Origin of the sequence: Solidesulfovibrio sp. (assembly GCF_029978005.1) — a bacterium.
In the GTDB taxonomy this organism is placed as follows: Bacteria; Desulfobacterota; Desulfovibrionia; order Desulfovibrionales; family Desulfovibrionaceae; genus Solidesulfovibrio.
Genome location: NZ_JARKOZ010000095.1, coordinates 60963 through 86731 on the forward strand (window position 1 = coordinate 60963; position 25769 = coordinate 86731).

Sequence of the window (25769 nt, forward strand, 5' to 3'; positions counted from 1 at the left end):
CGCCGGGCCGGGCCGGCCGTCTCGGCGACGAAAAGGCCGCGAGCCCGGAACGACCCTAGCACGGGGGCTTGGGGGCGTCCAGGCTCGCGGCCGGCGGGGCGGAGGCGGCTAGAAGGTGTAGAGGAGACCGAGAGAGGCCATGTAGGCGTTCTCGGCCTGGTTGGTGAAGCGGTGTCCCCAGATGCTGGTCTTGAGCCCCTGGGGCGAGGCGAAGCCGGTCTGGAGCGTCAGGCTCAGCTGCTCGGTGATTTCGTAGCTGTGGTCGAAGTTGACGCCGAGCACCCATTCGCCCGTGGCCAGGTTGCGGCCCATGGACACGTATTCGCCCACGCCGCCGCTGGCGGCCACGGCCTTGCGCAGGCCGGCCGGGCTGTTGTTGCCGGCGATGGCCGCGAAGGTCAGGCGGCTTTTCAGCGCCTCGATGAAACTGATGTCGCGCAGGCTGGCGGCCAGGCCCCAGGTGCCGGTCGGGTCCACGCCCATGTTGTTGTTGGCGAATTCCTGGTCGGCGTCGAACAGGAACGAGGTGCCAGGGCCCCATTTGGGCGTGATGACGGGCAGGCGCTCGCTGCCGTTGGACAGGCTCGAATCCTCGCCGCTGGACACCCAGCCGAAGACGCCGGGCAGCATCCAATCGAGGCCCGAATAGGTGATGCCGGCGTCGATGAAGTAGCCCCGGCGGCGGTTGCGCTCACGGTCGCCCGGAGCGGCGTCGCCGTAGATGGCGTCGGCGTAGAACTTGAACGGGTCCAGGGCCTCCACGGTCATGGCTAGGCCCGCCCACCACATGGGGTTCTGGTTGTCCTTGTACGGGTAGCCGGTGACGTTCAGGTAGCTGCCGGCCGAACGCAGGCCGGCGTTGAACAGGCCCTCGGGATCGGAATCCTTGCCGTAGACGCCGACCAGGCCCCAGGGCGTGGCCGAGAAGCCGTCCACGGTCACGGGCAGGGCCAACTGGTAGATGTCGAAGGCGTCGCCGACCTGCGTGGTCGTGGACTGGAAGGTCCGGTGGGCGTCCAGAAGCCGGGCGTAGGCGGCCTGGATGGAGAAGTTCTCGCCCACGGGGATGTTCACGTGCAGCGCGGCGCTCGACTGGTCGCCGTCGTCGGCGGCCAGCACGATGCTGTCGTAGAAGACCTCGGTGTGGGGCACGGACAGGGGCTGGTAGCCGGCCGTGACCTCGATGTCGGTGCCCGGGAACTTGAACTGCAGGTAGGCCAGGTAGGGCTCGATGACCGCTTGGGGGTTGGCCGCGGTCAGGTAGCCGTGGCCCCAGGCCTCGTCGTCCACGCGCATGCCGAAGCGGAACTTGAGGTTCTCGTTGGCTACGAAGTCGGTCCGCAGCCGCAGCCGCTGCCAGATGGTCATGCGGTCCTCGGTCTGGGTGCCGGTCTCGTCCCAACCGGTGAAGTTGCGGTTGGCGAAGAAGACGCCGTAGACGCGGGCGTCGCCGGCCATGCGCACCTCTGTGGCGGCGAGGGCGGCCTGCGCCGTGGCCAGCAGAAGCGTCATGGCAATGAAAGCGACTTTTAGTCTCATTATCGTTCCCCCTTGCTGCGAATGGTTAAAGTGTATGCTGATTGTGTTACGAAGTCATTATTTTTCTCCGTCGATTTCCTCCTTCCTCCGTTACAGGTTACTGACGAGCCGACCGATCTGGAAGACGGCCACGGCCGCGGCGAAGCCCAGCGCCGTGTTGGCGGTTACGGCGAAGGCCGCCCATTTCCAGTCCGTTTCCCGGGCCATGACGGCCACGGTCACGAAACAGGGCGCATAGAGAATGGTGAAGGCGACCAGGGCCAGGGCCGTGACCGGGCCGAAGGCCGGGTCGGCGGCCAGGCGCGCGGACAGGGCCTCGGGCGCGTCCGGCGAGGCCTGGCCCAGGTCGTAGGCCGTGCCCAGGGTGGAAACGACCACCTCCTTGGCGGCCAGTCCCCCGATGAGCGCGATGTTGACGCGCCAGTCGAAGCCGGCCAGGCGGCTCACGCTCTCAAGGGCCTGGCCGAGCTGCCCGGCCAGGGAGCCGCGCAGGGCCTCCTCGGCCTGCCGGTTGTCCAGGTTTTCCCGTTCCTGGGTCAGGCCTTCCCGCGTCGCGGCTGCCGCATCGCCGTCAGGCAGGGCGGCGAGCCGTTCGTCCACTGCTTGGCGCTGCGTGTCGTAGGCCTCCAGACGCTCCGCCGGCAGGCCGGGAAAGGTCATGGCCGCCCACATGACGATGGAGATGGCCAGGATCACGGTGCCGGCCTTTTTCACGTACTGCCAGGCCCGCTCGCCGGTGTGGATCAGGAGCCCGCGCAAGGTGGGCAGCCGGTAGGGCGGCAGTTCCATGAGAAAGGGCGTGGATGCGCCCGGAATGACCGTGGAGCGCCACAACCTGGCCACGCACAGGGCGGCGGCCCAGGAACACAGGGTGACGACGAAAAGTATCAGCCCGGGATGCTCGGGAAAAAAGGCGGCGGTCAGCAGGAGGTAGACCGGGATCTTCGCCCCGCAGGCCATGAAGGGGGCGCTCAGGATGGTGGCCAGGCGCTCCTTGGGGCTGCGCAGGGTCCTGGCGGCCATGACTCCGGGCACGGCGCAGCCGCCCGGGATGCCGCCGGAGATGATGAAAGGCATGACCGAGGCCCCGTGCAGGCCGAAGGCCCGGAACACCCGGTCGAGCATGTAGGCCATGCGCGCCGTGTAGCCCAGGTCCTCCAGGCAGGAGAGCAGGAAGAACATCACGCCGATGAGCGGCACGAACCCGAGCACGCCGCCCACGCCGGCGATGACCCCGGAAACGACCAGCGAGCGCAGCATGCCTTCGGGCAAAAGCGTGCCGGCCCATTCGCCGAGCCAGGCGAATCCCGCCTCCAGCCAGTCCATGGGATAGTGCGCGGCCAGAAACGTCAGCTGGAACATGCCGAACAGCACGGCCAGCATGATCACCGGGCCGGCCACGGCATGGGTGAGCACCCGGTCTACGGCGTCGGACAGGGCGATGCGGTCCGGGGAGGCGTTTCGCTTCATCACGCCCCGGCGCAGCAGGGAGGCGATGAAGCCGTAGCGGAAATCCGAGATGACGGCCTCGGGACAGGTGCCCTGGGTGGCCTGGACGCGCCGGGCGAGCTCGGCGGCGGCCTCCTCCAGGAAGGCGGTCGTTTCGCCGGCGCGCCGTCCCAGGGCCATGACGTCCTCGTCGCCCTCCAGGTATTTGAGCGCCAACCAGCGGGCCGGGAAGCGGTCCACCAGGAACCGGTCCGCCTCGATGCGGGCCTGCATGGCGTAAAGGGCCCGGTCCACGTCCGGGCCGTAGGAAAGCTCCAACGGTTTCCAGTGGCCGCGACGGGCGCTTGCGAATTCCAGGGCCTGGCGCACCAGCACGTCGGTCCCCCGGCCCTCCCGGGCCACGGTCTCGACCACGGGCAGGCCGAGCAGGCGCGAGAGCAGGCCCGCGTCCAGGGTCATGCCCCGGCGGCGCACCTCGTCCATCATGTTGAGCGCCAAAACCACGGGCGCGCCCAGTTCGAGCAGCTGCACCGTGAGGTAGAGCCCGCGCTCCAGGGTGCCGGCGTCCACCACGTCGATGACGCAGCTCGGCTTCTCCTCCACCAGGAAGGCCCGGGCGGCCTGCTCGTCGGCGCAGTAGGCGGTCAGGGAGTACATGCCCGGCAGGTCGACCAGGATCAGGTCGCGGCCGACGGCCTGCATCCGGCCCTCGCGCTTCTCCACGGTGACGCCGGGGTAGTTGCCCACGTGCTGGCGCGCGCCGGTCAGGGCGTTGAACAGCGTGGTCTTGCCGCAGTTGGGATTGCCGGCCAGGGCGAAGGTCAAGGTCGGTGACATGGCGGGTGGTCCTTTTCTCAGGCCCCTTGGGGAGCGTGCCTTGGCGCGCCGGCGCGCGGGGGCGCGTCGCTTGGGTCGGCGACGACTGCGTCGCCTCCCGCGGCCTTGGCCCGGTACAGGGCCGCGTCGCAGCGGGCCGTCAGGGCCTCGGCGTAGGGCTTGGCGTCCCGGCCGGGGTCGAGCCGGGCCAGGCCGATGCTGGCCGTGGCGCCGTATTCCTGGCTGGCGGCGAAGCGGCGGCGAATGCGCTCGGCCACGGCCAGGGCCGCCTCGGCCGGCAGGCGGGTGAGGATCACGGCGAATTCGTCCCCGCCTAGGCGAAAGGGCATGTCCAGGCCTTCGCGGGTGGAATCGAGGAGCGTCCTGCCCATGGCGGCCAGGACCGCGTCCCCGGCCGGGTGCCCGAAGCGGTCGTTTACGCCCTTGAAGGCGTCGCAATCGAGGAGCGCCAGCCACAGGGGGTGGCCGCTCCCGGCGGCCTCTTCGGCCAGGTCCGGCAGGGAGGCGTCGAAATGGCGGCGGTTGAAAAGGCCGGTGAGGCCGTCGGTGCGCGAGAGGTCGGCGAAGTGGCGCTCGCGCCGCCTGGTCTCGTCGAGCAGGGCGGTCAGCCACGTCTCGCGGGTCTCCACGCCGTGGGCCAGCCAGTTGAGGTCGCGCTTTAAGCGCAGGATTTCGTGCTCGTCGTCGCCCTGGGGCGGCAGGGGCAGGCGGCGGTGGTATTCCCCCCGGCGCAGGCCGGCGCAGAAGGCGTTGACGGCGGCGATGTCGCCAAGGACCACGAACCGTGCCGCCAGGCGCGACAGGGGCAGGACCAGGGCCAGGGCCAGGGCCAGCCACAGGCCGAGCATGCGCCCGGGCGAGGCCACCAGGCCGTTTTCCACGAGATAGAGGGCAGCGCCGGGCGGCAGCGCGACGACGAGGAAGAGCACCAGGCGCATGCGCGCGGTGACGCCAGGCGATCTCCCCCCCCGGGCCCGCCCGCCGGCGCGGGCCCGGCGCGCCTCGGCGGCCTGCCGGGCGTCGCAGGCGCCGCCGGCCTCACGGGCGTCCCGGGCGTTGGGGACGGAATCGGCAACGGAAACGGTTTGCATGAAGCCGTCCTTGATCTTTCGCGTCATGGCCACGGCGGCTTGGCCGGTCAGGACCGGGGCGCATCCTTGCGGAACGTGCCGGTCAGGCGGCGCAGCCGGCCCTTTTGCGCCGCAAAGGCGGCCACCACGGCCGGGTCGAACTGGCTTCCCGAGCAGGCGACGATCTCGCGGCAGGCCGCCTCGAAATCCATGGCCGGCCGGTAGGGCCGGGTCTGCAGCATGGCCGACAGGCTGTCGGCCACGGCGATGATGCGTGCGCCGAGCGGAATCGCCTCACCGGACAGGCCCAGGGGATAGCCCTGGCCGTCGAAACGCTCGTGGTGGGCGCGCACCATGGCCACGACGCCCAGTTCCGTCAGGCAGGACAGGGGGGCGAGGATGTCGCCCCCCATGGCCGGATGGGCCTTGATGCGTTCCCATTCCTCGGGCGTCAGCCGTCCGGGCTTGCAAAGCACGGCGTCGGGCACGCCGATCTTGCCGATATCGTGGAGGTGTCCGGCCACGTGGACCACGCGGACCAGCCGCTCCGGCAGGTCCATGCCCTGGGCCAGCAGCCTGGCCGCCTCGGCCACCTCCTCGGAATGGGCCTGGGTGTGTGCGTCCTTGGCGTCGATGGCCCGGCCCAGGGAGGCGGCCAGCTCGTGGACCAGGGCCATGGCGGTCTCATGGTCCGCGTGCGCTGCGGCCAGGGGTGCGGACGCGGGAAAGCCGGCGTCGAGAAAGGGAGTCTTGAACACAAACGTCTCGTGAGTCTGTTGCAAGGCGGATCGCCCCCTCAGGCCAGGAACCGGCGGCGGAACATGAAGAGGTGCCAGGCGGCGAAGCCGGCCAGGCCCAGGCCGAAGGCCAGGTGGGCGGACTTGGTGTCGGCCAGGCCCGTGGCCACGGCCCCGGCCATGCAGGTGGCCAGGCCGATCTTCTGGGTGCGACGCTTGAGCTGGCCCTTGCGCAGGCCCGGCCGGGCCTGCCTGGACGCGGGCAGGGCGGTCTGCTCCGGGGCCAGCTTGGCGGCCATGGCCTCGGCCATGGCCACGAGGTCGTCCGAGGCGACGCTGGCGTCGTGGGTGACGAGGAGGCTTCCCGTGCGCGGGTTGCCCTCCACTCCGGTGATGCCCGGCAGGACGGCCACCTGCTCGGCCACGGCGCGGATGGTTTCGGGATCCGTGAGGATCGGGTGGCGGAAACGGATGCGGCCTTCAATGCGGCTGGCGATCATGGGACGAGCCTCCATGTTCGAGTTGACGGGGAAGGTAGGGGCGCAGGCTGGCCAGGGCCACGCCCACGGTGGCCAGGTTGTGGGCCAGGGCGGAGATGCCCGGCGTGAAGCGGCCGGTCAGCCCCAGCACGAGGATGACGGAATTGACCCAGCAGATGGTGCGGAAGTTGGACTTGAGCCGGACCATGAGCCCCGAGGCGATGTCGCGAAGGGGAACGAGGCTCGACAGGTCGCCCTCGGCCAGGAGGATGTCCGCCGCGGCCTGGGCGATGTCCGCGCCGTGGCGCGGGGCGATGCCGACGTTGGCCGCCGACAGGGCCGGGGAGTCGTTGATGCCGTCGCCGACCATGGCCACCACGTGGCCCTGGCCGCGCAGTTCGCGCACGATGCGGGTCTTGTCCTGGGGCAGAACCTGGGCGTGGAAGTCGGTGATGCCGAGCCTGCGGGCGGCCATGGCGGCCGGCCCGGCCGCGTCGCCGGTCAGCATGACCAGGCGCTCGACTCCGCGAGAGGCCAGTTCGCGCAGCACGGCCGGGGCTTCGGGCACCAGCGGGTCTTCGATGGCCAGCACGCCGGCCACGTGATCCTCCACGGCCAGGTACAGGGTGGACAGGCCGGAAAATCCCGCCGCCTCGATGGCCGCATCGGCCTCGCCGACGTCGATGCCCTCGTCCTCGGCGATGAAATGCCGACTGCCCAGGCGCACCCGTTCCTGCCCGACCCGGGAGGACAGGCCGTGGGCCAGGATGTAGTCGACATGAGCGTGGAATTCGTGATGCACCACGCCCTCCTCCTCGGCTTGGCGCACCACGGCCCGGGCCACGGGATGGGGGAAGTGCTCCTCCAGGCAGGCGGCGAGCTTGAGCACGTAGCGGCGGTCGAAGCCGTTCAGCGCCTCCACGGCCGCCACCCGGGGCCGGGCTTGCGTCAGGGTGCCGGTCTTGTCGAAGACGCACACGTCGGCCGAGGCCACGGCCTCCAGGAACTTGCCGCCCTTGACCAGCACGCCGCCCGAGGCGGCCTCGCGCATGGCGGCCAGCACGGCCAGCGGAGCGGAGAGCTTGATGGCGCAGGAGAAGTCCACCAGCAGCACGGCCGAGGCGAGGCGGGCGTTTCGCGTGACGGCGTAGACCGCCGCCGCGCCAAGGAGCGTCCAGGGCACCACGGCGTCGGCGAAGCGCTCGGCCAAATCCTGGGCCTTGGCCTTGTAGTTCTCGGATTCCTCGATGACGGCCACCATCTTCTGGATGCGCGTCTCGCCGGCCGCCTTCTCGACCCGGATCACCAGGGAGCCTTCCTCGACCACCGTGCCGGCGAAGACCGTGTGTCCCACCCGCTTGTGGGCGGGCAGGGGCTCGCCGGTCATGGAGGCCTGGTTGACCATGGCCTCGCCTTCCGCCACCACGCCGTCCACCGGGATGGCGCTGCCCATGCCGACCACGGCCAGGTCGCCGGGCACGACCTCGGCGGCGGGAATGCGTTTTTCCTCGCCGTCGCGGCGCACCCAGACGGCGTCGAAGGAGGCGGTCAGGGTCGCGGCCAGGCTCTCGCGGGACCGCTTGCGGGTGGAATGTTCGAGCACCTCGCCGAGGCCCAGCAGCAGAGCGATGCCGGTGGCGGCCCGGTAGTCCTTGCGGGCGATGGACACGCCGATGGCCAGGGCGTCGAGGACCTCGACGTTGATCTTGCCCCGGGCCAGGGCCGTCGCGCCGCGCCGCAGGAAGGGGAAGACCCGGCGCAGGAGCAGGATCGGCCGGAAGATCGGGGGCAGGATCCGGCGCAGCACGAACATGCCGGCCTCGCGCAGCAGGGTCGCCGCCGGCGTGGGTTCGCTTACGGCCGGGGCCTGGGCGAGCACGGCCGGGGCCTGGACGAGCACGGCCGGGGCCTGGACGAGTCCCGCGGTCACGGCCCGGCCGGCGTCGCCCAGGGCCTTTCTGGCCGCGCGCAGCACGGATGCCGCCGGCGGCGTTTTGCCGGCGTAGGGCGAGGAACCGTTCTGGGTGACGGCCAGGACGGCCACCCGGGCCGGGCCGACGGCGTAATGGACCAGGACGCCCCGGGTGCGCGGGTTGGTTTCCACGGCGGCGACCCCGGGCAGGGCGGACAGGGCCGCGGCCAGGGGCGAAGCCCCGGCCGCGAAGGCGGCGGCCGAGGCGTAGCGCAGGCGCAGGCGGCCAGGGACGTCGGAGACGATGGCGCAGCAGGTCATGGGGGACTCGCGGCTTACGCCGATTCTCCCTCGGGGGCGACGGCGGCGGCCGCCTTGCCCTCGCGGGTCTCCTTGGCGTGCTTGGCCTCGGCGATGAGGTCGTCGATGTTCTCCTTGGCGCGCTCGAGCACGGCGGCGGTTTTCTCCTTGAGGTCCATGCCGTGGGAAAGCAGATCGGTCATGGCCGGGCGGACGGAGAACTTGCCCTTGCCCAGCGCCACGGCCCCGAGCGCGCCCACGGCGACGCCGGCCAACAGAAACAGCCCGTTCTTCATGGATTCGTTCATGATGTTCCTCTCTGGTAAGGCGGTTTGAAGGGTTTCATTACATTTTCTGCATGAGTTACAGTTCTGTGTCAAAGCCGACGGGACCTTTTTTAGCGATTGTGATAATCGTTGTCAATATCAAACTTATTTTTTCGAAAAGCCAAGCGGTTGCGCGTAAAAAGGCCGCCGACGGGTTGCCCCGCCGGCGGCCTTGGATGGCGCGTCGAAAGGAAGGCTGCCTAGTAGGCTTCCTCGTATTCCAGGTCTTCCTTGGTCACCGGATGGCGGAAAGTGTGCAGGGTCCAGACCTGGTAGATGATGACGATGGGCACGAAGACCAGGGCCACGCCGAGCATGATGGAAAGGGTCAGGGGCGTGGAGGAGGAGTTTTCGATGGTCATGGAATAGGCGGGGTTGAGGCTCGAAGGCAGAAGGGCCGGGAAGATGCCGACCACGCCGAAGAGCGCCGCCCCGCCGATGAGCAGGGCCGAGCCGACCCAGGAGGCCAGGGGCCGGCCCTGCTTGCGGTACGTGTAGGTCAGGATCAGTCCGATCACGGGCACGAGCAGGATGGCGAACAGGATCGGGTTGACCAGGTAGTTGGTGAAAAGTTGCGTCATGGTCCAGGACATGACCAGGAACAGCACCACCAGCACGGCCACCACCGGCCAGAGCTTGCCGGCCAGGCCCAGGGCCCGGGCGCGGATATCGCCTTCGGACTTGAACGCCAGCCACAGCGCGCCGTGGTGGGCGAAAAGGGCCACGAACAGGAGTCCCCCGGCCAGACCGTAGGGGTTGAGCAGGGTGAGCAGGTTGCCCTGGAGGATGCCGTTGCCGTCGATGGGCACGCCCTTGAAGATGTTGGCGAAGGCCACGCCCAGAAGCAGCGCCGGCAGGAAGCTGCCCAGGAAGTTGCAGGCGTCCCACAGCTTGCGCCAGCCCTCGCTGTCCACCTTGGAGCGGAACTCCAGGGTGACGCCGCGCAGGATCAGGGCGAAGAGCAGGAGCATGAGCGGGGTGTACAGGCTCGAGAACATGACGGCGTAGGTCTTGGGGAAAGCGGCGAAGGTCACGCCGCCGGCGGTGATGAGCCACACTTCGTTGCCGTCCCAGAAGGGGCCCATGGCGTTGTACATGATGCGGGTTTCGACGTCGCTTTTGGAGAAGAACGGGCGGATGATGCCGATGCCGAAGTCGAAGCCGTCCAGGACGAAATAGATCGCCCAGAGCACTCCCCAAAGGATAAACCAGGTGGTTCCGAGATCCATGGCCATTCTCCTTGCTATGCAACCGGCCGGGCCGGGTTCGGGCTATGTTGCGTCAAAAGGCTTCCCGTGTCGCGCGGGCCCTAGGCCGGATCCTTGCGGGCGTATTTGGCCAGCAGGAAGATGTCCAGGGCCGCGAGCAGGATGTAGACCACGAAGAAGGCGACGAGGCTGATGGCCACCTGCTCCACGGCCAGGGTCGAAACCGCGTCCCTGGTGCGCATGATGCCGTAGACGATCCAGGGCTGGCGTCCGACCTCGGCCACGGCCCAGCCGGCCTGCAAGGCGATGTAGGGTACGGGGATGGTCCAGATGAAGGCCTTCAGCAGCTTGGGCGAGCTCTCGGCCGGATGGTGGCGGGCGATGAAGGCCAGCACGGCCAGCACCAGCATGAGGGTGCCGAGTCCCACCATGAGGCGGAAGGCGGAGAAGGTCAGCGTCACGGGCGGGCGGTCTTCCTTGGGGAAGTCCTTGAGGCCCTTGACCTCGGCCGAGGGGTCGTTGAAGGCCATGAGGCTCAGGATGCTCGGAATGCGGCCGATCTGGATGCTGTTGCCCTCGTTGGCCGGGTCGGGCACGGCCAGGAGGTACATGGGGGCGTTCTTCTGGGTTTCCCAGTGGGATTCCATGGCCGCGAGCTTGGCCGGCTGGACCTCGGCCACGATGTTGCCCTGGCGGTGGCCGACCAGGGCCACGACGATGGAGAAGATCAGGGCGAAGGCCGCGCCCACGCGGAAGGACTTGGTGAAGAAGTCGACGTTGCTCTTGCGCAGCAGGTGGATGGACGACACGCCGACCACGAAGAAGCCGCCGAGCGCCCAGGCGCCGGTCACGGTGTGGAAGAATTCGTTCCAGCCGTAGGGGTTGGTGACGACTTCAAGAAAGCTCGACAGTTCGGCCCGGCCGTTGCGGATGACGTAGCCGACCGGGTGCTGCATGAAGCCGTTGGCGAGAAGAATCCACAGGGCCGACAGGTTGGCGGCGAAAGCCACCAGCCAGATGCATACGGCGTGCAGCTTGGGCGAGAGTTTCTCCCAGCCGAACACCCACACGGCGATGAAGGTCGATTCCAGGAAGAAGGCCGCCGTGGCCTCGATGGCCAGGAGCGAGCCGAAGATGTCGCCGACGAATTCCGAGTAGCGCGACCAGTTGGTGCCGAACTGGAATTCCAGGGTGATGCCCGTCACCACGCCCAGGGCGAAGTTGATCAGAAAGAGTTTGCCCCAGAACTTGGCCATCCGTTTGTACGTCTCGTCGCCCGTGCGCACGTACTTCGTCTCCATGACCGCCACGATAAGCGACAGGCCCAAGGTGAGCGGCACGAAGATGAAGTGGATGAATGTGGCGAAGGCGAACTGCAACCGGGAAAGCATTAATACGTCCATGATCCGTCTCCTTTTCCTCCGTCTGGTCCAAAGGTCCCTCGTTGCATCGTCCCTGGCGCTGCCTCGTCCGGCGCGGGTCGCGTCCCGCGACCCGTTCGCCGGTTTGGCCCCTTCCTAGCACCGCGTCGGGGAAAATGCACCAGCCCCACGACGATTTCCGCTTGCGCGGCCCTGTATTTTCACGGTCCGGGAGACCGTTTCGCGCACCCTTGCGATTCTTCCTCGACCAGCCTGGCCAGCGTGGTGCCGGCCAGGGTGTCGCGGAGCTGCTTTCGGGCCCGCTCCCACACCAGATGCACCGAACAAAACCCCTGCCGGTCGCAGCTGCCCGGACGGTGGATGCAGTCGTTCAGGAAAATTTCCCCGTCGATGGTCTCGACCACGGATAAAAGCGTGATATCTTCCGGGCGGGCCACGAGTTCGTAGCCGCCCTGGGCGCCCTGGCGGATGGCGATGATGCCTGCCCGAGCCAACTGCTGCGCCACCTTGCCCAGGAACTGGGCCGGGATGTCCATGGCCTCGGCGATCTCCTTGCGGCCGATCACCGGCCGGTCGCGGTGCATGGACAGGTAGAGCAGGCAGCGGATGGCGTATTCGCCGGCTCGGGTCAAACGCATGGCGGGCCCTCAACTTGGATTAGTCGGATTTGATTAGTCCTATATATGGGCCGTGCGGGTCTGTCAACGGATTTCCCTTGCAGGTCGCCGTTATTTTCGGGCCAGGGCGGCCGCGACCAGTTCCGGGGCGCAGCGGTCCACGATGAAGCGGGCGATGCTCGTCGGCGGTGGCAACACGAGGGGCGGATTCTTCACCGAGAACCAGGCCGCGCTTTCCAGCTCCGTGGTGTCCACCACGAGTTCGCCGCCGGCCCAGCGCGCCGTGAAGCCGGCCATGATCTGGCTCGGAAAGGGCCAGTTCTGGCTGCCCACGTAGCGGATGTCGGTCACGGCCAGCCCGGTCTCCTCAGCCACCTCCCGGACCACGCACTCCTCGAAGGATTCGGCGAACTCCACGAAACCGGCCACCATGCCGTACTGTCCGGCGGGCCAGCCGGGCTTTCGCGTCAACAGATACTCTTCGCCCCGACGAATGAGCACGATCACGGCCGGATGCAGGCGCGGGTAGTATTCCCGGGCGCAGGTCGGGCAGCGTGCGCCGAAACTGCCGGCGATCTCGCGCGGCGCGCCGCCGCAGGCCGGACAGATGCGGCTGCGGTCGCGCCAGTGGAGCACTTGCCGGGCTATGCCGGCCAGACTGAGCAGTTTTTCGTCGAGGAGCGTGGAGCGGTAGCCGGCAGGGACGGCGGCGAGTCCCGGGGCTGAACCGGCTTCGGGGACGAGCCTGGCGGTGCGAAGGGGCCGGCCGAGCCACGTGCCGATGAAGACCGGAGTCACGGCGTAGGGGCCGCCCAGCGGCCCACGGCCGTAGGGCAGGCAGAAGCCGTCGCCGTCCGGGGCCTGGCGCACGAGCAGGTCGTTTTCCCGAAGGACGAGCCAATAGCCGGGTTCGTCCGGCCGGTCCCTGTCCGGGGTGGAAAAAGCGAAGTCGGGTTCGATGACGGCCCGGTTGAAGGCGAGGTTGACGGCGTCGGGATAGGGCATGGCGTGCTCGCGGCGTTTGGGCCCGTCCGGCGGGCCGGATTGGTGCCGATGCGTTCCTGAATAGGCCAAACCGAGTCGGAAGGCCAGGACGGACAGGAAAATCACGTCCTGTCGCCGGAGGCGATCGCCTGTGAAAACGACCGTATATGATTTAGAAGGAAGCTTTGGGCAAGAGAATATTTCAGCAATTGAATAAAAAGATTGTCAGAAAGAAAAAATGCGTGCTAAGGGGAAAGATAAGTCGGTCTGGATTTGCCGACGAAACAATGCTGATGTAGTGCAAGGTATTTTGAATTAATACTGCAGGAAATTTTTTAGTAAAATTCAATATAATTGAACAATTTTTCGGTGATATCCGATAAGTTGCGCAAAGATGCTTTCAGTAATTTAGATTTATTGTGTCGGGTATTGTGCTTTCCAACTTGTATTCTCAACATAAACAATCGTTCGGGAGGTGTGCAAATGGGAAAATATTTTCTGGCCTGGATTCTTGGCGTGCCAGCCGGGCTACTGATTATACTGTATTTAATATTCCATTGATTTTGGCAACATAACCTCGACCGGTCAAAGGAATCGTATACGTGAGAATCTTTTTGCGAGCGGGCATTGCTCGCCCATGTCTCCATGATAGCCGCCGGATGCATGGTACGCGCTGGCGTGCCGCAGCCGGCGGCCGGACCTGAGCCGGGACAAAAGGTCGTCGTGGTCACGCAAGCTCCGGCGCTGGGACCGGTCGGCGACGATGCCGGCCGCAACGCCGTCGATATCAAGGCAGAAGGACTTGCCGCCGACAAACAAGGCAACGACATGACCGACGTGGAAGTCGACCAAGATTCGAAAGGCGATCGTGCTGGACGATTCCCTTTCATCTTGCGCCAACAATATCGAGAGCCTCACTGTTTCGCGCCTCGTCGCCTCAAAGGCCCCGTGCGCAGCCACGGCGAAAAGGGGCGCATCGCGGCCATTGCGGCCACTGTCTGTCGGATCGGACAGGGCAGGCGAGTGGAAGCGCATGGCAACGGAGAGCCTCAAGCGCACCGGCGCGAAGGACCTCGCGACCCGAAGCGAAGCCTCGCCCCAAAGGGCAAGCGGCTGCGCCCAAACCATGCGGCCCGCAACCCGCAACGCCTCAAGGCGGGCGATCCGGCGGCGTCGTTTCGTTTCCCAGCGGCCTGACGGCCGTCTTGACGCCTCCCCGGGCTCCTGGCAGTTCCAAAACAACGCCGCACCCGCCCGTACCGCAAAAGGGGAGGAAATGCCATGCGCGACGCCGTTGCCGATGCCGAGGCCATTTTCCGGGCGGGACTCGACCGGGTCGATCCCCTGGCCATGATGGCCCGAGTGCTTTCCCTGTCCGGAGACATTTTGCGGGTGAGCACGGAAACCGAGTGCCACGAGTACGACCTTTCGCGCTTCCGGCGCATTTTCGCGCTCGGCGCGGGCAAGGCCTCGGCCCGCATGGCGCTCGGACTCGAGCGCCTGCTTGGCGAACGCCTGACCGGGGGCGTGGTGGCGGTCAAGGAGGGCTATCTGGAAAAGCTCTCCCGGGTGCGCCTGCTGGAGGCGGCCCATCCCGTGCCCGACGCGCGCAGCGCCGCCGCGGCCAAGGCCGTGCTGGAGCTGGCGGTCGAGGCCGGGCCGGACGATCTGGTCATCGTCCTGGTCTCGGGCGGCGGCTCGGCCATCCTGGCCGCGCCCATCGACCTCCCGGGACGCCGCCTGACCCTGGCCGACAAGCAGCAGACCACGCGGGTGCTGCTCTCCTGCGGCGCGACCATCCAGGAGATCAACTGCGTGCGCAAGAAGCTCTCGGCGGTCAAGGGCGGCCGGCTGGCCGAGGCCATCGCCCCGGCCGCCTGCCTGGGCCTGCTCCTTTCCGACGTGGTCGGCGACGACCTCGACGTCATCGCCAGCGGGCCCACCGTGCCCGATCCCACCACCGGGGCCGACGCCCTGGCCGTGCTTACCCGCCACGGCGTGGCCGACACCATCGCCCCCGAGGCCCTGGCCGTGCTCGAGGACGTGGCCGCCGGCCGGGCCCCGGACACGCCCAAGCCCGGCGACCCGGTCTTCGCCCACACCCGCACCGTGCTCGTGGGCACCAATTTCCAGGCCCTGCTCGCCGCCCGCGACAAGGCGGCGGCGCTCGGCTACGCCACGGTGGTGGTGACGTCCCACCTGACCGGCGAGGCCCGGGAGATGGCCAACCTGTTCCTCGGCATGGCCCGGGACATCGCCGAGTACGGCGTGCCGCTGCCGCGTCCGGCCTGCGTCATCGCCGGGGGCGAGACGACCGTGACGCTTCGCGGCCACGGCAAAGGCGGGCGCAACCAGGAAATGGCCCTGGCCTACCTGGCCGGACTGGCCCGCGACGCCCGAAACGCCGAGGAGACCGTGTTCCTGGCCGCCTCCACCGACGGCTCCGACGGCCCCACCGACGCCACGGGCGCGTTCGCCTCCCTGGACATCCTGCGCCGGGGCCTGGCCCTTGGGCTGTCCGTGGAGCGCTACCTGGCCGACAACGACGCCTACCACTACTTCGAGGCCGTGGGCCGTCTGCTCAAGACCGGGCCCACCAATACCAACGTCTGCGACATCAAGGTGCTCCTGACGCCCTAGCCGGCGTCCCCCTGCCGATTCGTCGGGGGAGGGCGAGGCGTATTCCCTCGAAGGGGACGTGCGCGGGCATGGATGAGGCGAGGCGGGACGACGTCCGGACAACAAAAAGCCCGGCCGGGCGCTGGGCCGGGCCGGGCGGGCGAACGTAGGGGAAGGACGCGGTCAGCGCAGGACTTTCTTGACCACGGCCACGAGCTGGTCCGGGGTGAAGGGCTTGACGATCCAGCCCGTGGCCCCGGCGGCCTTGCCCTCGGCCTTCTTGCCGGCCTGGGATTCGGTGGTGAGCATGACGATGGGGATGAACTTGTAGGCGGCCTGGGCGCGGATGCCCTTGATGAGCCCGATGCCGTCGAGGTTGGGCATGTTGAGGTCGGTGATGACCATGTCCACGGTCCCGCTGAGCTTGGACAAGGCGTCCTTGCCGTCGGACGCCTCGATGACGTCGTACCCTTCCTTCTTGAGCGTGAAGGCCACCATCTGCCGCACGCTCGCCGAGTCGTCCACGGTCATGATTCGCTTAGCCATCGCGTTCCTCATCGGCGAAAAAAGTTTGCAGGGGGGGCGTCTGATCGAAGCCCGAGACGTGGGCCGCCTGCCGGACGGCCTCGCAAAGCGCGCCCGAGCGCCGCAGCGACGCGCCCTCGCGCTCCATGGTCAGGGCCGTGGCCAAAAGGAGTTGCAGGAAGGTGACGTCGGCCTCCTCGACGCCCGAGACGTCGAGGCCGAGCTTCGGGCCGGCGGACACGGCCTCGAGCAGGGCCGCGCGTAGCGCCGCCGCGTGCTCCACCGTGCATTTTCCGGAAATGGCCAGGGTGAGGCGGTCGCCTTCCCGTTTTTGGTGCAGTTCCATGTCGCAGCCGCTCCTGTCGCCCGTATCCGGGTCTACTGGGTCAGTGTACGGGAGGCTCTGGCCGCGTGCAAGCGGGAGTCCTCCTGGCCGCGCACGAAGCGCACCAGTTGCGGCACGTCGAGGATCAGCGAAATGCTCCCGTCGCCGTTGATCGTCGTGCCGGAAATCCATTTGAGGTGGCGGTAGCAGTCGTCGAGGCTCTTGATCACGGCCTGCTGGCGGCCCACGACCTTGTCCACGCAAAAGCCCACCATCTCGCCCTCGACCTCGGTGACCACCACCCGCTCGTAGCCGGGCTGGTCGCCGGGCACATCGAAGAGCCGGCGCAGGCTGACTACCGGGATCAGCTCGCCCATGCGCTCCATGTTCTCCACGGTGCGCGTCTCGCCCGCGAGGAAGCGTTCCTGGAAGCCGCGCAGGTTGACCAGGGGCACGATGAAGGAGTCGCCGCCCACGACCACGGAGAAGCCGTCGATGATGGCGAGCGTCAGCGGCAGCTTGATGGTGACCGTGGTCCCCTGGCCGAGGACGCTTTCCAGCTCCACCATGCCGCGAAGGGCCTCGATGTTGCGCTTGACCACGTCCATGCCCACGCCCCGGCCGGAGATGTCGGAAATTTTCTCCGCCGTGGAAAAGCCGGGGGCGAAGATCATCTCCAGGATCTCTTTCTCGCTGACGTCCGCGTCCGCGGGCAGCAATCCGCGCTCCACGGCCTTTTTGCGCACGGCGGCCACGTCGATGCCCCGGCCGTCGTCGACGATGGCGATGACCACGTTGCCGCCGGAATGGCTGGCCGACAGGGTGATGCGGCCGCGGCGGGGCTTGCCGGCCGCCTCGCGGGCGTCCGGCGGTTCCACGCCGTGGTCGAGGCTGTTGCGCAGGATGTGGACCAGGGGGTCCTTGATGCGGTCGATGACGGTCTTGTCGAGCTCCGTGTCGCCGCCCCGGGCCTCGAAGTCCACCTCCTTGCCCAGCGTGGCGGACAGGTCGCGCAAAAGCCGCGTGAACTGGCTGAAGACCGTGCCGATGGGCAGCATGCGAAGCCCGAGCGCCACGTCGCGCATGGCGTCGGTGAGGCGTTCCAGGTCCTCGTCCACGGCCGCGGCGGCGTCGAGGTCCCGGGCCTGCACGGCCTGACGCAGGCGGGATTGCAGGATGACCAGCTCGCCGGCCATGTTGACCACGCTGTCCAGGCGGGCCGCGTCCACGCGCAGGGTGGTCGAAGCGGCCGCCGTGGACGGGGCGGTCTGGCGCTGCTTGGACGGCTCGGCGCCGGTCAGGCGGGCGGTCTTCTCGGCCACGCGGGCTTTGGCCTCGGTGATGAAGGCGAGCTTGGCGGACAGGGCCTGGGACAGGGCGTCGAGGACGACCTCGGGCGGCGCGGCGTCCAGGCCGGCGAGGGCGCGCACGAGCTCGTCCAGGTCGGCGTCGCGCAGGGTGCCCCGGTGGATGCGCTCGACGAGCACGTCCGAGTCGCCGTCCACGAAGATGAACACGTCGCGCAGGTCGTTGCCGCCGCAGGGCGTGCGCACGATCACGTCGAAGACGCCGTAGGTCTCCTCGGGGTCGAAGTCCGGGGCGTCGAGGTCCGGCATGGGGCCGTGACGCAGCACCCGGGCGCGGCCGAGGCCGTCGCATTCGGCCAGCAGGCGCACGGGGTCGTTGCCGCTGTGCAGGATGCGGGGGGCGGGCCGGAAGCGCACCCAATAGATGGAGGGCGGCCCGGGCTCGGCCTCGCAGGCGTAGGTCTCCCCGTCGAGGGTGGCCGTAGGGTGTTGCTGGGAAGGCGAGGCCTGGGCCTCGGCCGCTTCCTCGCGGGCTTCGGGCAGGAAGGCGGCGAAGGAATCGAGCAGGGCGTCGGAGGCCTCCCGCAGATCCGGGCCAGCCTCGGCCGGGGCTTCGAGCAGGGCCAGGATGTGGTCCTTGGCCGCCAGCGTCAGGGTCAGCAGTTCCCGGGTCACCGGCAGCGCGCCCGCGCGCACGCGGTCGAGCACGGTTTCCACGTCATGGGTGAAGCGGGAAATCTCCTCGAAGCCGAACATGGCCCCGCCGCCCTTGATGGTGTGCATGGCCCGGAAGCAGGCGTCCACGCGCTCCATGTCGGAAGGATCGTTTTCCAGGTCCAGCAGGCCGCGTTCCAGTTCGGCGAGCAGCTCCCGGGTTTCTTCCACGTAGATGGCGATGGACGGATCGATCTCCGACATGGCGCGCCTCCGTCGTCTCAAGCGCCTTCCGCCGGGCGGAGCGGGCGTTAGAAACGTTCGAACTGATCGTCGTCATTGTCCATGTCGATGGACATGGCGGCATCTTTCCTGTTTTCGACCGTCGAGGCAACAGGCTTTCGTATCGTTGCGCCCATCTTGGCGCCGCTTTTGCGGGCTCCGGCCTTGCCCTTGGCCGCCTGGGGCAGGGGACGGGGGGGCGCGGAGCCGGTGTCGAGACGGAAAAAGGCGATGCTGGCCTGCAGTTGTTCGGCCTGGGCCGACAATTCCTCGGAAGTGGAGGCCAGTTCCTCGGCCGCCGAGGCGTTTTGCTGGATGACCTGGTCGAGCTGTTGCAGGGCCTTGTTGACCTGGCCCGAGCCGGTGGACTGCTCCTGGCTGGCGGCGTTGATCTCCTGGACGAGGTCGGCGGTGCGCTGGATGTCGGGCACGAGCTTGGCCAGCAGTTCGCCGGCCCGTTCGGCCACGCCGGTGGTGGAGCGCGACAGTTGGGTGATCTCCGAGGCCGCCGCCTGGCTGCGTTCGGCCAGTTTTCGGACTTCGGAGGCCACCACGGCGAAGCCCCGGCCGTGCTCTCCCGCCCGGGCCGCCTCCACGGCGGCATTGAGGGCCAGCAGGTCCGTCTGCCGGGCGATCTCCTCGATGATGGAGATCTTGCCGGCGATCTCCTTCATGGCGGCCACGGCCTGGGTCACGGCCTGGCCGGATTCCCTGGCGTCGCCGGCGGCCTTGACGGCGATGGCCTCGGTCTGGCTGGCGTTGTCCGCGTTCTGGCTGATGCTCGAGGCCATCTCCTCCATGGCCGAGGAGGACTCCTCCACGGCCGAGGCCTGCTCCGTGGCCCCCTGGGACAGGGACTCGGCCGAGGCGCTCATCTCCTCGCTGCCCGAGGCCACGTTCTCCGCCCCGGACTGGACCTCGCCCACCACGTCGCGCAGCCGTTCGATCATCTCGGCCAGGCTCAAAAGCATCACGTCCTTGTCCGAACGCGGAGCCACGGAAACCGACAGGTCGCCCTGGGCCAGCTTGCCCGCCGCCTCGGCCGTGGTCCGCTCGGCTTCGATCATGCGGCCCATGGCGGAAAGGAGCATGGCGATTTCGTCGCGCCCGTCCGTCGTGACGTCCGCGTCGAGGTCACCGTGGGAAACGGCGTCCGCCGCGGCGATGGCCTTTTTGACGCCGCGCAGGATGCCCTTGGTGATGAGCGTGGCGAAAAGCGCGCCGAGCAGGATGGCCGCCGCCGCCGCGACGGCGTTGGCGATGGTGGCGTTGCGCGATTCCCGGTGCATGCTCTCCTGCTGGACGTCCACGGCCTCGTCGGCCACCTTGGCCGCCTTGTCGGCGGCGGCGGCCATCTCCTTGACCACGACCGCCTGGGCCTCGGAGGCCGTGATGAAGCCTTCCATCCTGTTTTTGTATGTCTCGGCGCGGGCGAGGATGTCTTCCAGCAGGGAGCGTTCCTCGGAGACGGCCATGAGGGGCAAGGCTTCCCGCCCGGTGGCGATCAGCTTTTCCAGGATGCCGCGAGCGGTGTCCATGCGGCTTTTATCGCCCTTCCAGAGATAATAGAGGACCTCGATGCGCGAACGCAGGAACTGCTGGACGAGAAACTCGACGCGCTGCCCCAGTGCGGCCGTGCGCGCCACCGCCTCGGCCCCGCCGGCCACGGCCTTGGACAGGCTTTCGGCCTGACGCCGGGAAAGGGCCTCGGCGGCTTTCTGCAGTTCACCGGCCGCATCCACCAAAGCCTTGAGGGTTTCCCGCTGGTTCTTTTGGGTTTCGAGATACCGGCCGAGGCCGGCTTCGTACGCGGCCGCCTCGGCGATGATGGCGTCCATGCGCTCGCGGTTTCGCGGGTCCTCGAGGGAGCGCTTGATGTTTTGCGCCATGTCCTTGGCCGTGCCCAGGCGCTTGCGGAAGCTGTCCAGGCGCGCCGTCTCGTCGGAGTTCATGTAATAGAGCATGTCCATGCGGGCGGCGGTGATGGCGTCGCTGATGGTGTTGACCGTGTCCATCTTGTTCGTCCGGTCGAGGAGCGCATCCTGGCTCTTGTAGGCGACGGCGGCCACGATGACGGTGAAGACAATGAGCAGGCAAAACCCGAGGCTGAGCTTGAAGGCGAGGCCGCGATTCTTGAACATAATGGAACCTTTTCCTCGATGATGTCCCTGTCCGCGGCCCGTATGGCGGTCATGGCGACACGGCGCGGCGCCCGGCGCGGCCGGAAACCCCTCGCATTCGCGATCAGCGGACGAATTCTTCCTCGACCTGGGCCGACGCAAAGGGAGCGCCCGGGGCCGACGGCGCGCCCTCGGCGAACATCTGCGACATGTCCTGGATCTCGTCGCTGGAAAAGACCTTGTCCACGTCGAGGATCAGGATGAACCGGTCGGCGTGCTTGCCGATGCCCCTGATGAAGTCGGCCCGCACGGCCGCGCCCATGCGGGGCGGCGGGTCGATGCGGTCGGTCTCGAGCTCGAGCACTTCCTTGACCGAGTCGGCCAGGGCGCCCATCACCGACACGGCGTCGTCGTGGCGGATCTCCACGATGACGATGCGCGTGTTGAGGGTGCGCTCCACCTGGCCCAGCCCGAACTTCATGCGCAGGTCCACCACGGGCACGGCGCTGCCGCGCACGTTGACCACGCCGCGCATGAATTCGGGCGTTTGCGGAATCCGCGTAATGTCGGTGTAGTCGAGGATCTCGCGCACGGAGAAGATGTCGATGGCGAAAATTTCATGACCGAGGGTCATGGTGAGGAAACGTTGGCTTTCGGCTTGGGCGGTTACGGCCATGGCGATCCCTTTATTCCCCTTTGGGTTCTGCAAATCGGCCGATTTGCGTTTCGAGGCGACGACAGGACGAGCCCATGGTCGCGACGATACACAGATGTCGTTGCCAGGACAATGCTTTTTTATGGATTCCACATGTCGAATTCGGGTGTTGCACCAGGCCGGCTCGGGCCTGTCCGCCGGGTCGAGCGGGCGGGAGTCGTCCATGGGGGCGATGCGTCAGACGCCCGCGCCGCCTCCGGGAGGCACAAGGACTTTGCGCTCCACATTCGGCGCGTTTGGTCCTATAATCGGAAAAAACAAGCGAGGTTGCGATGCCCCCCAAACGCGCCGCCACGGCGGCTGTCGGCAAGACTCTGGAAGAACGGCGCGAAGCGGCCCGCGACGCGGCGCTTAAGGAGCTCAAGGCCCTGCGCGCCGATCTGGCGCAGCTCGAGGCCGTGCTTTCCGGGCGACGCACCAAGGGCGATTTCTCTCTTTTCGACGTGGCCCACGGCGCGTTCGAAATCTTTCGCAATGCTGCGGCGGTGTTCGAGGCCGACGCCCTGCTGGCTTCCCTGACGGTGGAGCTCGAATCAGCGAAGGCTTTGGAATTTCTGGAAAAGCACGGTGCGACCGAGCTGGTCAAGCCGGCCGGCTGGCACTGGATCTCCCCGCGCGGCGAGATGCATTTCCTGGGCAAGGGCGAGGAGGCCGCCAAGGCCGCCGAAAAGCTGGCGACGCTCATGGCCGGGGCCAGGCGGCCCAGGCGCAAGGACAAGGCTCAGGCCGACCAGCCCGCGCCTCCGTCCGACGCCGACGCGCAGCCGGACCAGGCATGAGCCGGGGGCTTTTTTGCCGCCGCAAGGCGGCCGCGGCCGGGTTGTTCCTCGTGGCCGCGCTGCTGGCCGGACTTTGGGGCTGCTCCGACGACGCGCCCCCGAGCGACAAGGAAACGGTCACCGGCAAGACCCCGGTGGTGCGGCCCGAGGACGTGCACCGTCGCGGTCCCGGCGGAGCGGCGGTGCTGGCCCCGGACTACCGCCAGTCCCTGGCCGCCGACCTCGAGGCCCCGCCCAAGGGCAAGGCGGCCCCGCCTGCCGCCGGAGCCGAGCCCGGAGCGGGCCGCCTTTTTCCGGGCAAGCCCGGCGGCGGGACGGCGGCGGTCCCCGCCCTGGCCGCCCCGCCGGCTCCCGTCCAGGTCGCGGCCAACGCGCCCCAGGCCGCCGCCGTCGCGGCCAACGCTCCCACGGCGGGTGTCGTGCCCGCGCCGACCGCAGCCCAGATGCCCGCGCCGCCGGTCCCGGCCCGGCAGGCCGCGCCGGCCGAGGCCGCCGCCGGCCGGCCGGAGGCCTCCAAGGGCTTTCCCCTGGGTGCCTGCCGCCAGCTGATTCTGGTCGTTGCCCCGGATTTTTCCTCGAGCAAGGGCGTGCTGCGCCGGTTCGAGCGCCAGGGCCCCGACGCTCCCTGGCGCGAGGCCGGTCAGCCCGTGCCGTGCCAGCTCGGCAGAAACGGCCTCGGCGTCGGGCGCGGGCTCGTTGCCCTGCCCCAAGGGCCGGTCAGGAAGCAGGGCGACGGCCGCACGCCCGCCGGTTTCTTCAGCCTGCCCGAGGCGTTCGGCTATGCCGACGAGGCCGCGGCCAAGGCGGCCGGCGTGCGGCTTCCCTACCACGTCCTCACCGACCGCACGGCCTGCGTGACCGACGCCTCCTCGCCGCTTTTCGGCCGCATCGTCGGTCCGGGCGAGCGCGCCGTCGGCGGGACGGCCAAACAGGAGCGCATGGTGCGCGACGACCGGGCCAACGTCTGGGGCGTGGTCGTCGGCCACAACCGCGACAATCCCGAGCCGGACGCCGGCTCCTGCGTCTTTCTCAACACCCGGCCGGCCGGCGGCCCGCCCACGGGCGGAGCGGTGGGCTGCCCCGAGGAAGCGGCGGCGGGGCTTGCCGCCTGGCTCGACCCGGCCGCCGCGCCCGTGCTGGCCGTGCTGCCGGAGCGCCTCTACAAGGAGGGGCGGCAGGGTTGGGGACTGCCCTGATCAGGCCTCGACCGGGGAGATTTGGTTTTCGGCGAGGGGAAGGGGCGCGGTCAGGCGCACGAGGGGCAGCATTTCATAGCCGAGCATCGGGCCCATGAGGCCGTCGTGCACCGGCAGCCTGGCGAGCAGAAACTGGAGACCGTCGGGGTCTTCCCCTCGGGCCACGGCCTTTTGGGCCAGATCCTCGATATTGGCCAGACAGGCCGTTTTTTCCTGCCCCGTCACGGGCAGGCCGTCCTCGGCGTAGCCGATGCGGGGGCGGCTCTCGAAGGCGCGCCTGGCCTCGGACATGGCTGTCGTGAACGGCGCGGGGTCGGTTCCGGAATCGGGCGGGGCGGCGGTCAGCCCGCTGTAGCCCCGGGTGCGCAGGCGCGCGTCGAGTTGGGCCAGGACGTCGGCGGCGTCGAAGGACATGGACGCTTCTCCCGGTCGAAGGTTACGGCAAAAACTGCCGGACCGGAAAAAACATGCAAGGGAAGCGCCAGGAAGGGCGTTTTCGCGACGGCCGACGGGAGGCCTCCCAGCCGGCCCGTCGCGGCGGGAAGCGTTTTACGGCATGGGCTGGCGCTTGCGCCGCAGCCCTTCCTCGATGCCGAAAAAGGCCAGCTCGAGCCAGTCCAGACCGAAGGACAGCGCCTCCTCCTCGTCGGCCAGGACCCGGGCCTTGCGTTCCTCGTCGATCTCCACCAGCCGGAACAGGTCCATCTTGGCGATGAACTCCTGGAAGGCGTCGGGCTGGTACAAGGCCAGCCAGACCATCTGCTCCTGCTTGTCGGTGAGCCGCGCCCCCTTGCCCCGGGCCAGGGCCATGAGCCGCATGTAGCGGTCGTTGCAGCGGTTGTAGGCGGCCAGGTCCTGGTCGGCCAACCAACCGGCGGCGTCCCAGCTGGCGGCCTCCTCGAAGCCCTGGCAATGGGGTTCGCGCACCACGAAGAACTGCTCGATCACCTGCCCGTCCTCGCCGAGCCGGCTGGCCCGGCCCAGGGGATAGGTGCGGCAGGCGCCGGGACGGTCGGCGTAGACCTTGCACCCTTCGGCCGAGACGAAGGGGCAGCGCTTGCGCTTCTCCTCGCGCATCCTGAGCCGGGGCATGGGGAAGCCCGTGTCCGGGATGGCGATGCGCTGGGCGAAATGGGCGAGGAAGTCGGCCGAAGAGATGTGGAGCGCCCGGCGCAGGCGCAGCATGTCGTAGGGCGTGAGCATGAGCGTGAGGTCCGAGCAGCAGGCGTTGAAGCAGGGTACCTCGGGGTGGCAGGCGAAACAAAAGGATTCCCCGGGCCTCAGTTCCGGCAGGGAACTCAGGAAGGCGTCGGTGGCGTCGACCTCGGTTTCGGCCAGGGCGTCGTTGAGATCTTTCATGGCGGCATGGCTCCTTGCCCGGGCCTTCTACTTCCGCCGACGCTGCTTGGCAACCGGCCGGCCCGGCTTGCCTTGACAGGGGGGCGAAAAACGGAAATTGACCGTTGATCGGCAAGGCGGCGGCTGTGTCCCGGCGGACCGGGGCGCACAGAGGGGAGCCTGCCGTCTGCCGCCGCGCGGCGTCCCGCCAGGACGCCAGAGGCGGACAACACGCCTTTGGCCGGGGGCGGCTTCGCGCCGCCCCGGGCTTCGGGGTCAGGATGGAACCGGGCTTTTCCCTGCGACTCGACAACCGGCTGCTGGAGCTCGACCGTCTGGCCGACGCGGTGGAGGCCTTCGGCGAGGCCCACGGCCTCCCCGCCAAGCTGCGCTTCCAGGTCCGCCTGGTCCTCGACGAACTCATCACCAACATCATCAATTACGGCTACGGCGACGACGGGGACCACGTCATTTCCGTGGCCATGGGGCAGGAGGGCGGCCGCCTGCGCTTCGTCATCGAGGACGACGCCCGCGCCTTCGATCCGCTCACGGCCGGGGCTCCGGACCTCGTTTCCGAGCCCGAGCAGCGCCAGGTCGGCGGGCTCGGCATCCATCTGGTGCGCACGATCATGGACCGGGTCGCCTACGAACGGGTGAACGGGGCCAATCGTCTGATACTTGAAAAAGACATCGATTAACGCAAGAGGGGTGGGGACATGCAACTGGTGGAAAGGGAGAGCGGCGAGGTCACCGTGCTGGAGCTTGGCGGCCGCCTGGACAGCAATACGTCCAAGGTGCTCGAGGACAAGGTCATGGAGATTCTCGGCCAGGGCAAGAAAAAGGTCCTCATGGACTTCAAGGACGTGGACTACATCAACTCCACGGGGCTTCGCGTGCTGCTGCTCGCCTTGCAGCAGCTCAAAAAGACCCAGGGCAAGCTTGTGCTGTCCACCATCAAGGACTACATGAAGGAAGTCTTCGAGATTTCCGGCTACACGGAGATTTTTCCCATCTACGCCACTCAGGAGGAGGCTCTGGGCCATTTCGCCTAACTTTTTCGTGGCAACAA

The 25769-nt window shown here is 68.2% G+C and carries 24 protein-coding genes; 6 read left to right on the forward strand and 18 right to left on the reverse strand.

Annotation, left to right across the window (positions count from 1 at the left end; translation table 11 throughout):
- Positions 1–108: 108 nt before the first annotated feature.
- The 11 genes from Q1K70_RS11330 to nudC form a co-directional block, all read right to left on the reverse strand.
- Positions 109–1539 (reverse strand): outer membrane homotrimeric porin, encoded by a 1431-nt coding sequence (locus tag Q1K70_RS11330; RefSeq protein WP_300159332.1) that lies wholly within the window; start codon positions 1537–1539, stop codon positions 109–111.
- Positions 1540–1629: 90 nt separating this feature from the next.
- Complete coding sequence (gene feoB, locus Q1K70_RS11335) at positions 1630–3825, reverse strand: ferrous iron transport protein B (protein ID WP_300159335.1); 2196 nt, start codon at positions 3823–3825, stop codon at positions 1630–1632.
- A gap of 17 nt (positions 3826–3842) precedes the next feature.
- Positions 3843–4916, reverse strand: coding sequence for a GGDEF domain-containing protein (locus tag Q1K70_RS11340; protein WP_300159338.1), 1074 nt, complete (start codon positions 4914–4916; stop codon positions 3843–3845).
- A gap of 47 nt (positions 4917–4963) precedes the next feature.
- Positions 4964–5605: an HD-GYP domain-containing protein gene (locus Q1K70_RS11345; protein ID WP_300159502.1), complete on the reverse strand. Its 642-nt coding sequence runs from the start codon at positions 5603–5605 to the stop codon at positions 4964–4966.
- 86 nt (positions 5606–5691) lie between these two features.
- Positions 5692–6132: an HMA2 domain-containing protein gene (locus Q1K70_RS11350; protein WP_300159341.1), complete on the reverse strand. Its 441-nt coding sequence runs from the start codon at positions 6130–6132 to the stop codon at positions 5692–5694.
- Positions 6113–8344, reverse strand: coding sequence for a heavy metal translocating P-type ATPase (locus tag Q1K70_RS11355; RefSeq protein ID WP_300159344.1), 2232 nt, complete (start codon positions 8342–8344; stop codon positions 6113–6115). The genes Q1K70_RS11350 and Q1K70_RS11355 overlap by 20 nt, the downstream gene beginning before the upstream one ends.
- Before the next feature lie 14 nt (positions 8345–8358).
- Complete coding sequence (locus Q1K70_RS11360) at positions 8359–8631, reverse strand: hypothetical protein (RefSeq protein ID WP_300159347.1); 273 nt, start codon at positions 8629–8631, stop codon at positions 8359–8361.
- A gap of 218 nt (positions 8632–8849) precedes the next feature.
- Positions 8850–9878 (reverse strand): cytochrome d ubiquinol oxidase subunit II, encoded by a 1029-nt coding sequence (gene cydB / locus Q1K70_RS11365; RefSeq protein WP_300159350.1) that lies wholly within the window; start codon positions 9876–9878, stop codon positions 8850–8852.
- Positions 9879–9958: 80 nt separating this feature from the next.
- Positions 9959–11260 carry a cytochrome ubiquinol oxidase subunit I gene (locus Q1K70_RS11370; protein WP_300159354.1) on the reverse strand — a complete coding sequence of 434 codons (1302 nt, stop codon included), beginning with the start codon at positions 11258–11260 and terminating at the stop codon, positions 9959–9961.
- A gap of 179 nt (positions 11261–11439) precedes the next feature.
- Complete coding sequence (locus tag Q1K70_RS11375) at positions 11440–11877, reverse strand: Rrf2 family transcriptional regulator (protein ID WP_300159356.1); 438 nt, start codon at positions 11875–11877, stop codon at positions 11440–11442.
- A 90-nt stretch (positions 11878–11967) separates the two neighbouring features.
- Positions 11968–12861 carry an NAD(+) diphosphatase gene (gene nudC / locus Q1K70_RS11380; protein ID WP_300159359.1) on the reverse strand — a complete coding sequence of 298 codons (894 nt, stop codon included), beginning with the start codon at positions 12859–12861 and terminating at the stop codon, positions 11968–11970.
- Positions 12862–13503: 642 nt separating this feature from the next.
- On the opposite strand from nudC, the gene Q1K70_RS11385 reads away from it, so the two are divergent.
- Together Q1K70_RS11385 and Q1K70_RS11390 are read left to right on the forward strand one after the other, a co-directional pair.
- A complete protein-coding gene (locus Q1K70_RS11385) occupies positions 13504–14037 on the forward strand; it encodes a hypothetical protein (RefSeq protein WP_300159362.1) in 534 nt (177 codons plus the stop codon).
- Between the two features lie 84 nt (positions 14038–14121).
- A complete protein-coding gene (locus tag Q1K70_RS11390) occupies positions 14122–15480 on the forward strand; it encodes a glycerate kinase (RefSeq protein WP_300159364.1) in 1359 nt (452 codons plus the stop codon).
- A 162-nt stretch (positions 15481–15642) separates the two neighbouring features.
- Here Q1K70_RS11390 and Q1K70_RS11395 read toward each other — a convergent pair whose 3' ends face one another.
- The 5 genes from Q1K70_RS11395 to Q1K70_RS11415 all read right to left on the reverse strand — a co-directional run bounded on the left by Q1K70_RS11395 (position 15643) and on the right by Q1K70_RS11415 (position 21348).
- A complete protein-coding gene (locus Q1K70_RS11395; RefSeq protein ID WP_009179869.1) occupies positions 15643–16005 on the reverse strand; it encodes a response regulator in 363 nt (120 codons plus the stop codon).
- Positions 15998–16330: an STAS domain-containing protein gene (locus Q1K70_RS11400; protein ID WP_300159377.1), complete on the reverse strand. Its 333-nt coding sequence runs from the start codon at positions 16328–16330 to the stop codon at positions 15998–16000. The genes Q1K70_RS11395 and Q1K70_RS11400 overlap by 8 nt, the downstream gene beginning before the upstream one ends.
- Before the next feature lie 32 nt (positions 16331–16362).
- On the reverse strand, positions 16363–18534 hold the full coding sequence (locus Q1K70_RS11405) for a chemotaxis protein CheA (protein ID WP_300159381.1): 2172 nt from the start codon (positions 18532–18534) through the stop codon (positions 16363–16365).
- A 47-nt stretch (positions 18535–18581) separates the two neighbouring features.
- A complete protein-coding gene (locus Q1K70_RS11410) occupies positions 18582–20693 on the reverse strand; it encodes a methyl-accepting chemotaxis protein (RefSeq protein ID WP_300159384.1) in 2112 nt (703 codons plus the stop codon).
- Positions 20694–20796: 103 nt separating this feature from the next.
- The gene (locus Q1K70_RS11415) at positions 20797–21348 is read right to left on the reverse strand and encodes a chemotaxis protein CheW (RefSeq protein WP_300159387.1); all 552 of its coding nucleotides are present in this window, start codon (positions 21346–21348) and stop codon (positions 20797–20799) included.
- Positions 21349–21659: 311 nt separating this feature from the next.
- Between Q1K70_RS11415 and Q1K70_RS11420 the strand changes: the two genes are divergently transcribed.
- Positions 21660–22166 carry a hypothetical protein gene (locus tag Q1K70_RS11420; protein ID WP_300159390.1) on the forward strand — a complete coding sequence of 169 codons (507 nt, stop codon included), beginning with the start codon at positions 21660–21662 and terminating at the stop codon, positions 22164–22166.
- Entirely contained in the window at positions 22163–23362 is a 1200-nt protein-coding gene (locus Q1K70_RS11425; protein WP_300159393.1) for a hypothetical protein, read from the forward strand. The genes Q1K70_RS11420 and Q1K70_RS11425 overlap by 4 nt, the downstream gene beginning before the upstream one ends.
- Here the strand turns inward: Q1K70_RS11425 and Q1K70_RS11430 are convergent, their stop codons facing one another.
- Both Q1K70_RS11430 and Q1K70_RS11435 read right to left on the reverse strand, forming a co-directional pair.
- Positions 23363–23776, reverse strand: coding sequence for a hypothetical protein (locus tag Q1K70_RS11430; RefSeq protein ID WP_300159396.1), 414 nt, complete (start codon positions 23774–23776; stop codon positions 23363–23365).
- A gap of 135 nt (positions 23777–23911) precedes the next feature.
- Positions 23912–24721 (reverse strand): YkgJ family cysteine cluster protein, encoded by an 810-nt coding sequence (locus Q1K70_RS11435; RefSeq protein ID WP_300159399.1) that lies wholly within the window; start codon positions 24719–24721, stop codon positions 23912–23914.
- Positions 24722–24981: 260 nt separating this feature from the next.
- Here Q1K70_RS11435 and Q1K70_RS11440 point away from each other — a divergent pair, with 260 nt between their 5' ends.
- Together Q1K70_RS11440 and Q1K70_RS11445 are read left to right on the forward strand one after the other, a co-directional pair.
- Positions 24982–25398, forward strand: a complete 417-nt coding sequence (locus Q1K70_RS11440) for an ATP-binding protein (RefSeq protein ID WP_300159402.1) — start codon at positions 24982–24984, stop codon at positions 25396–25398.
- Between the two features lie 18 nt (positions 25399–25416).
- Positions 25417–25752: an STAS domain-containing protein gene (locus tag Q1K70_RS11445; RefSeq protein WP_300159405.1), complete on the forward strand. Its 336-nt coding sequence runs from the start codon at positions 25417–25419 to the stop codon at positions 25750–25752.
- Positions 25753–25769: the final 17 nt, after the last annotated feature.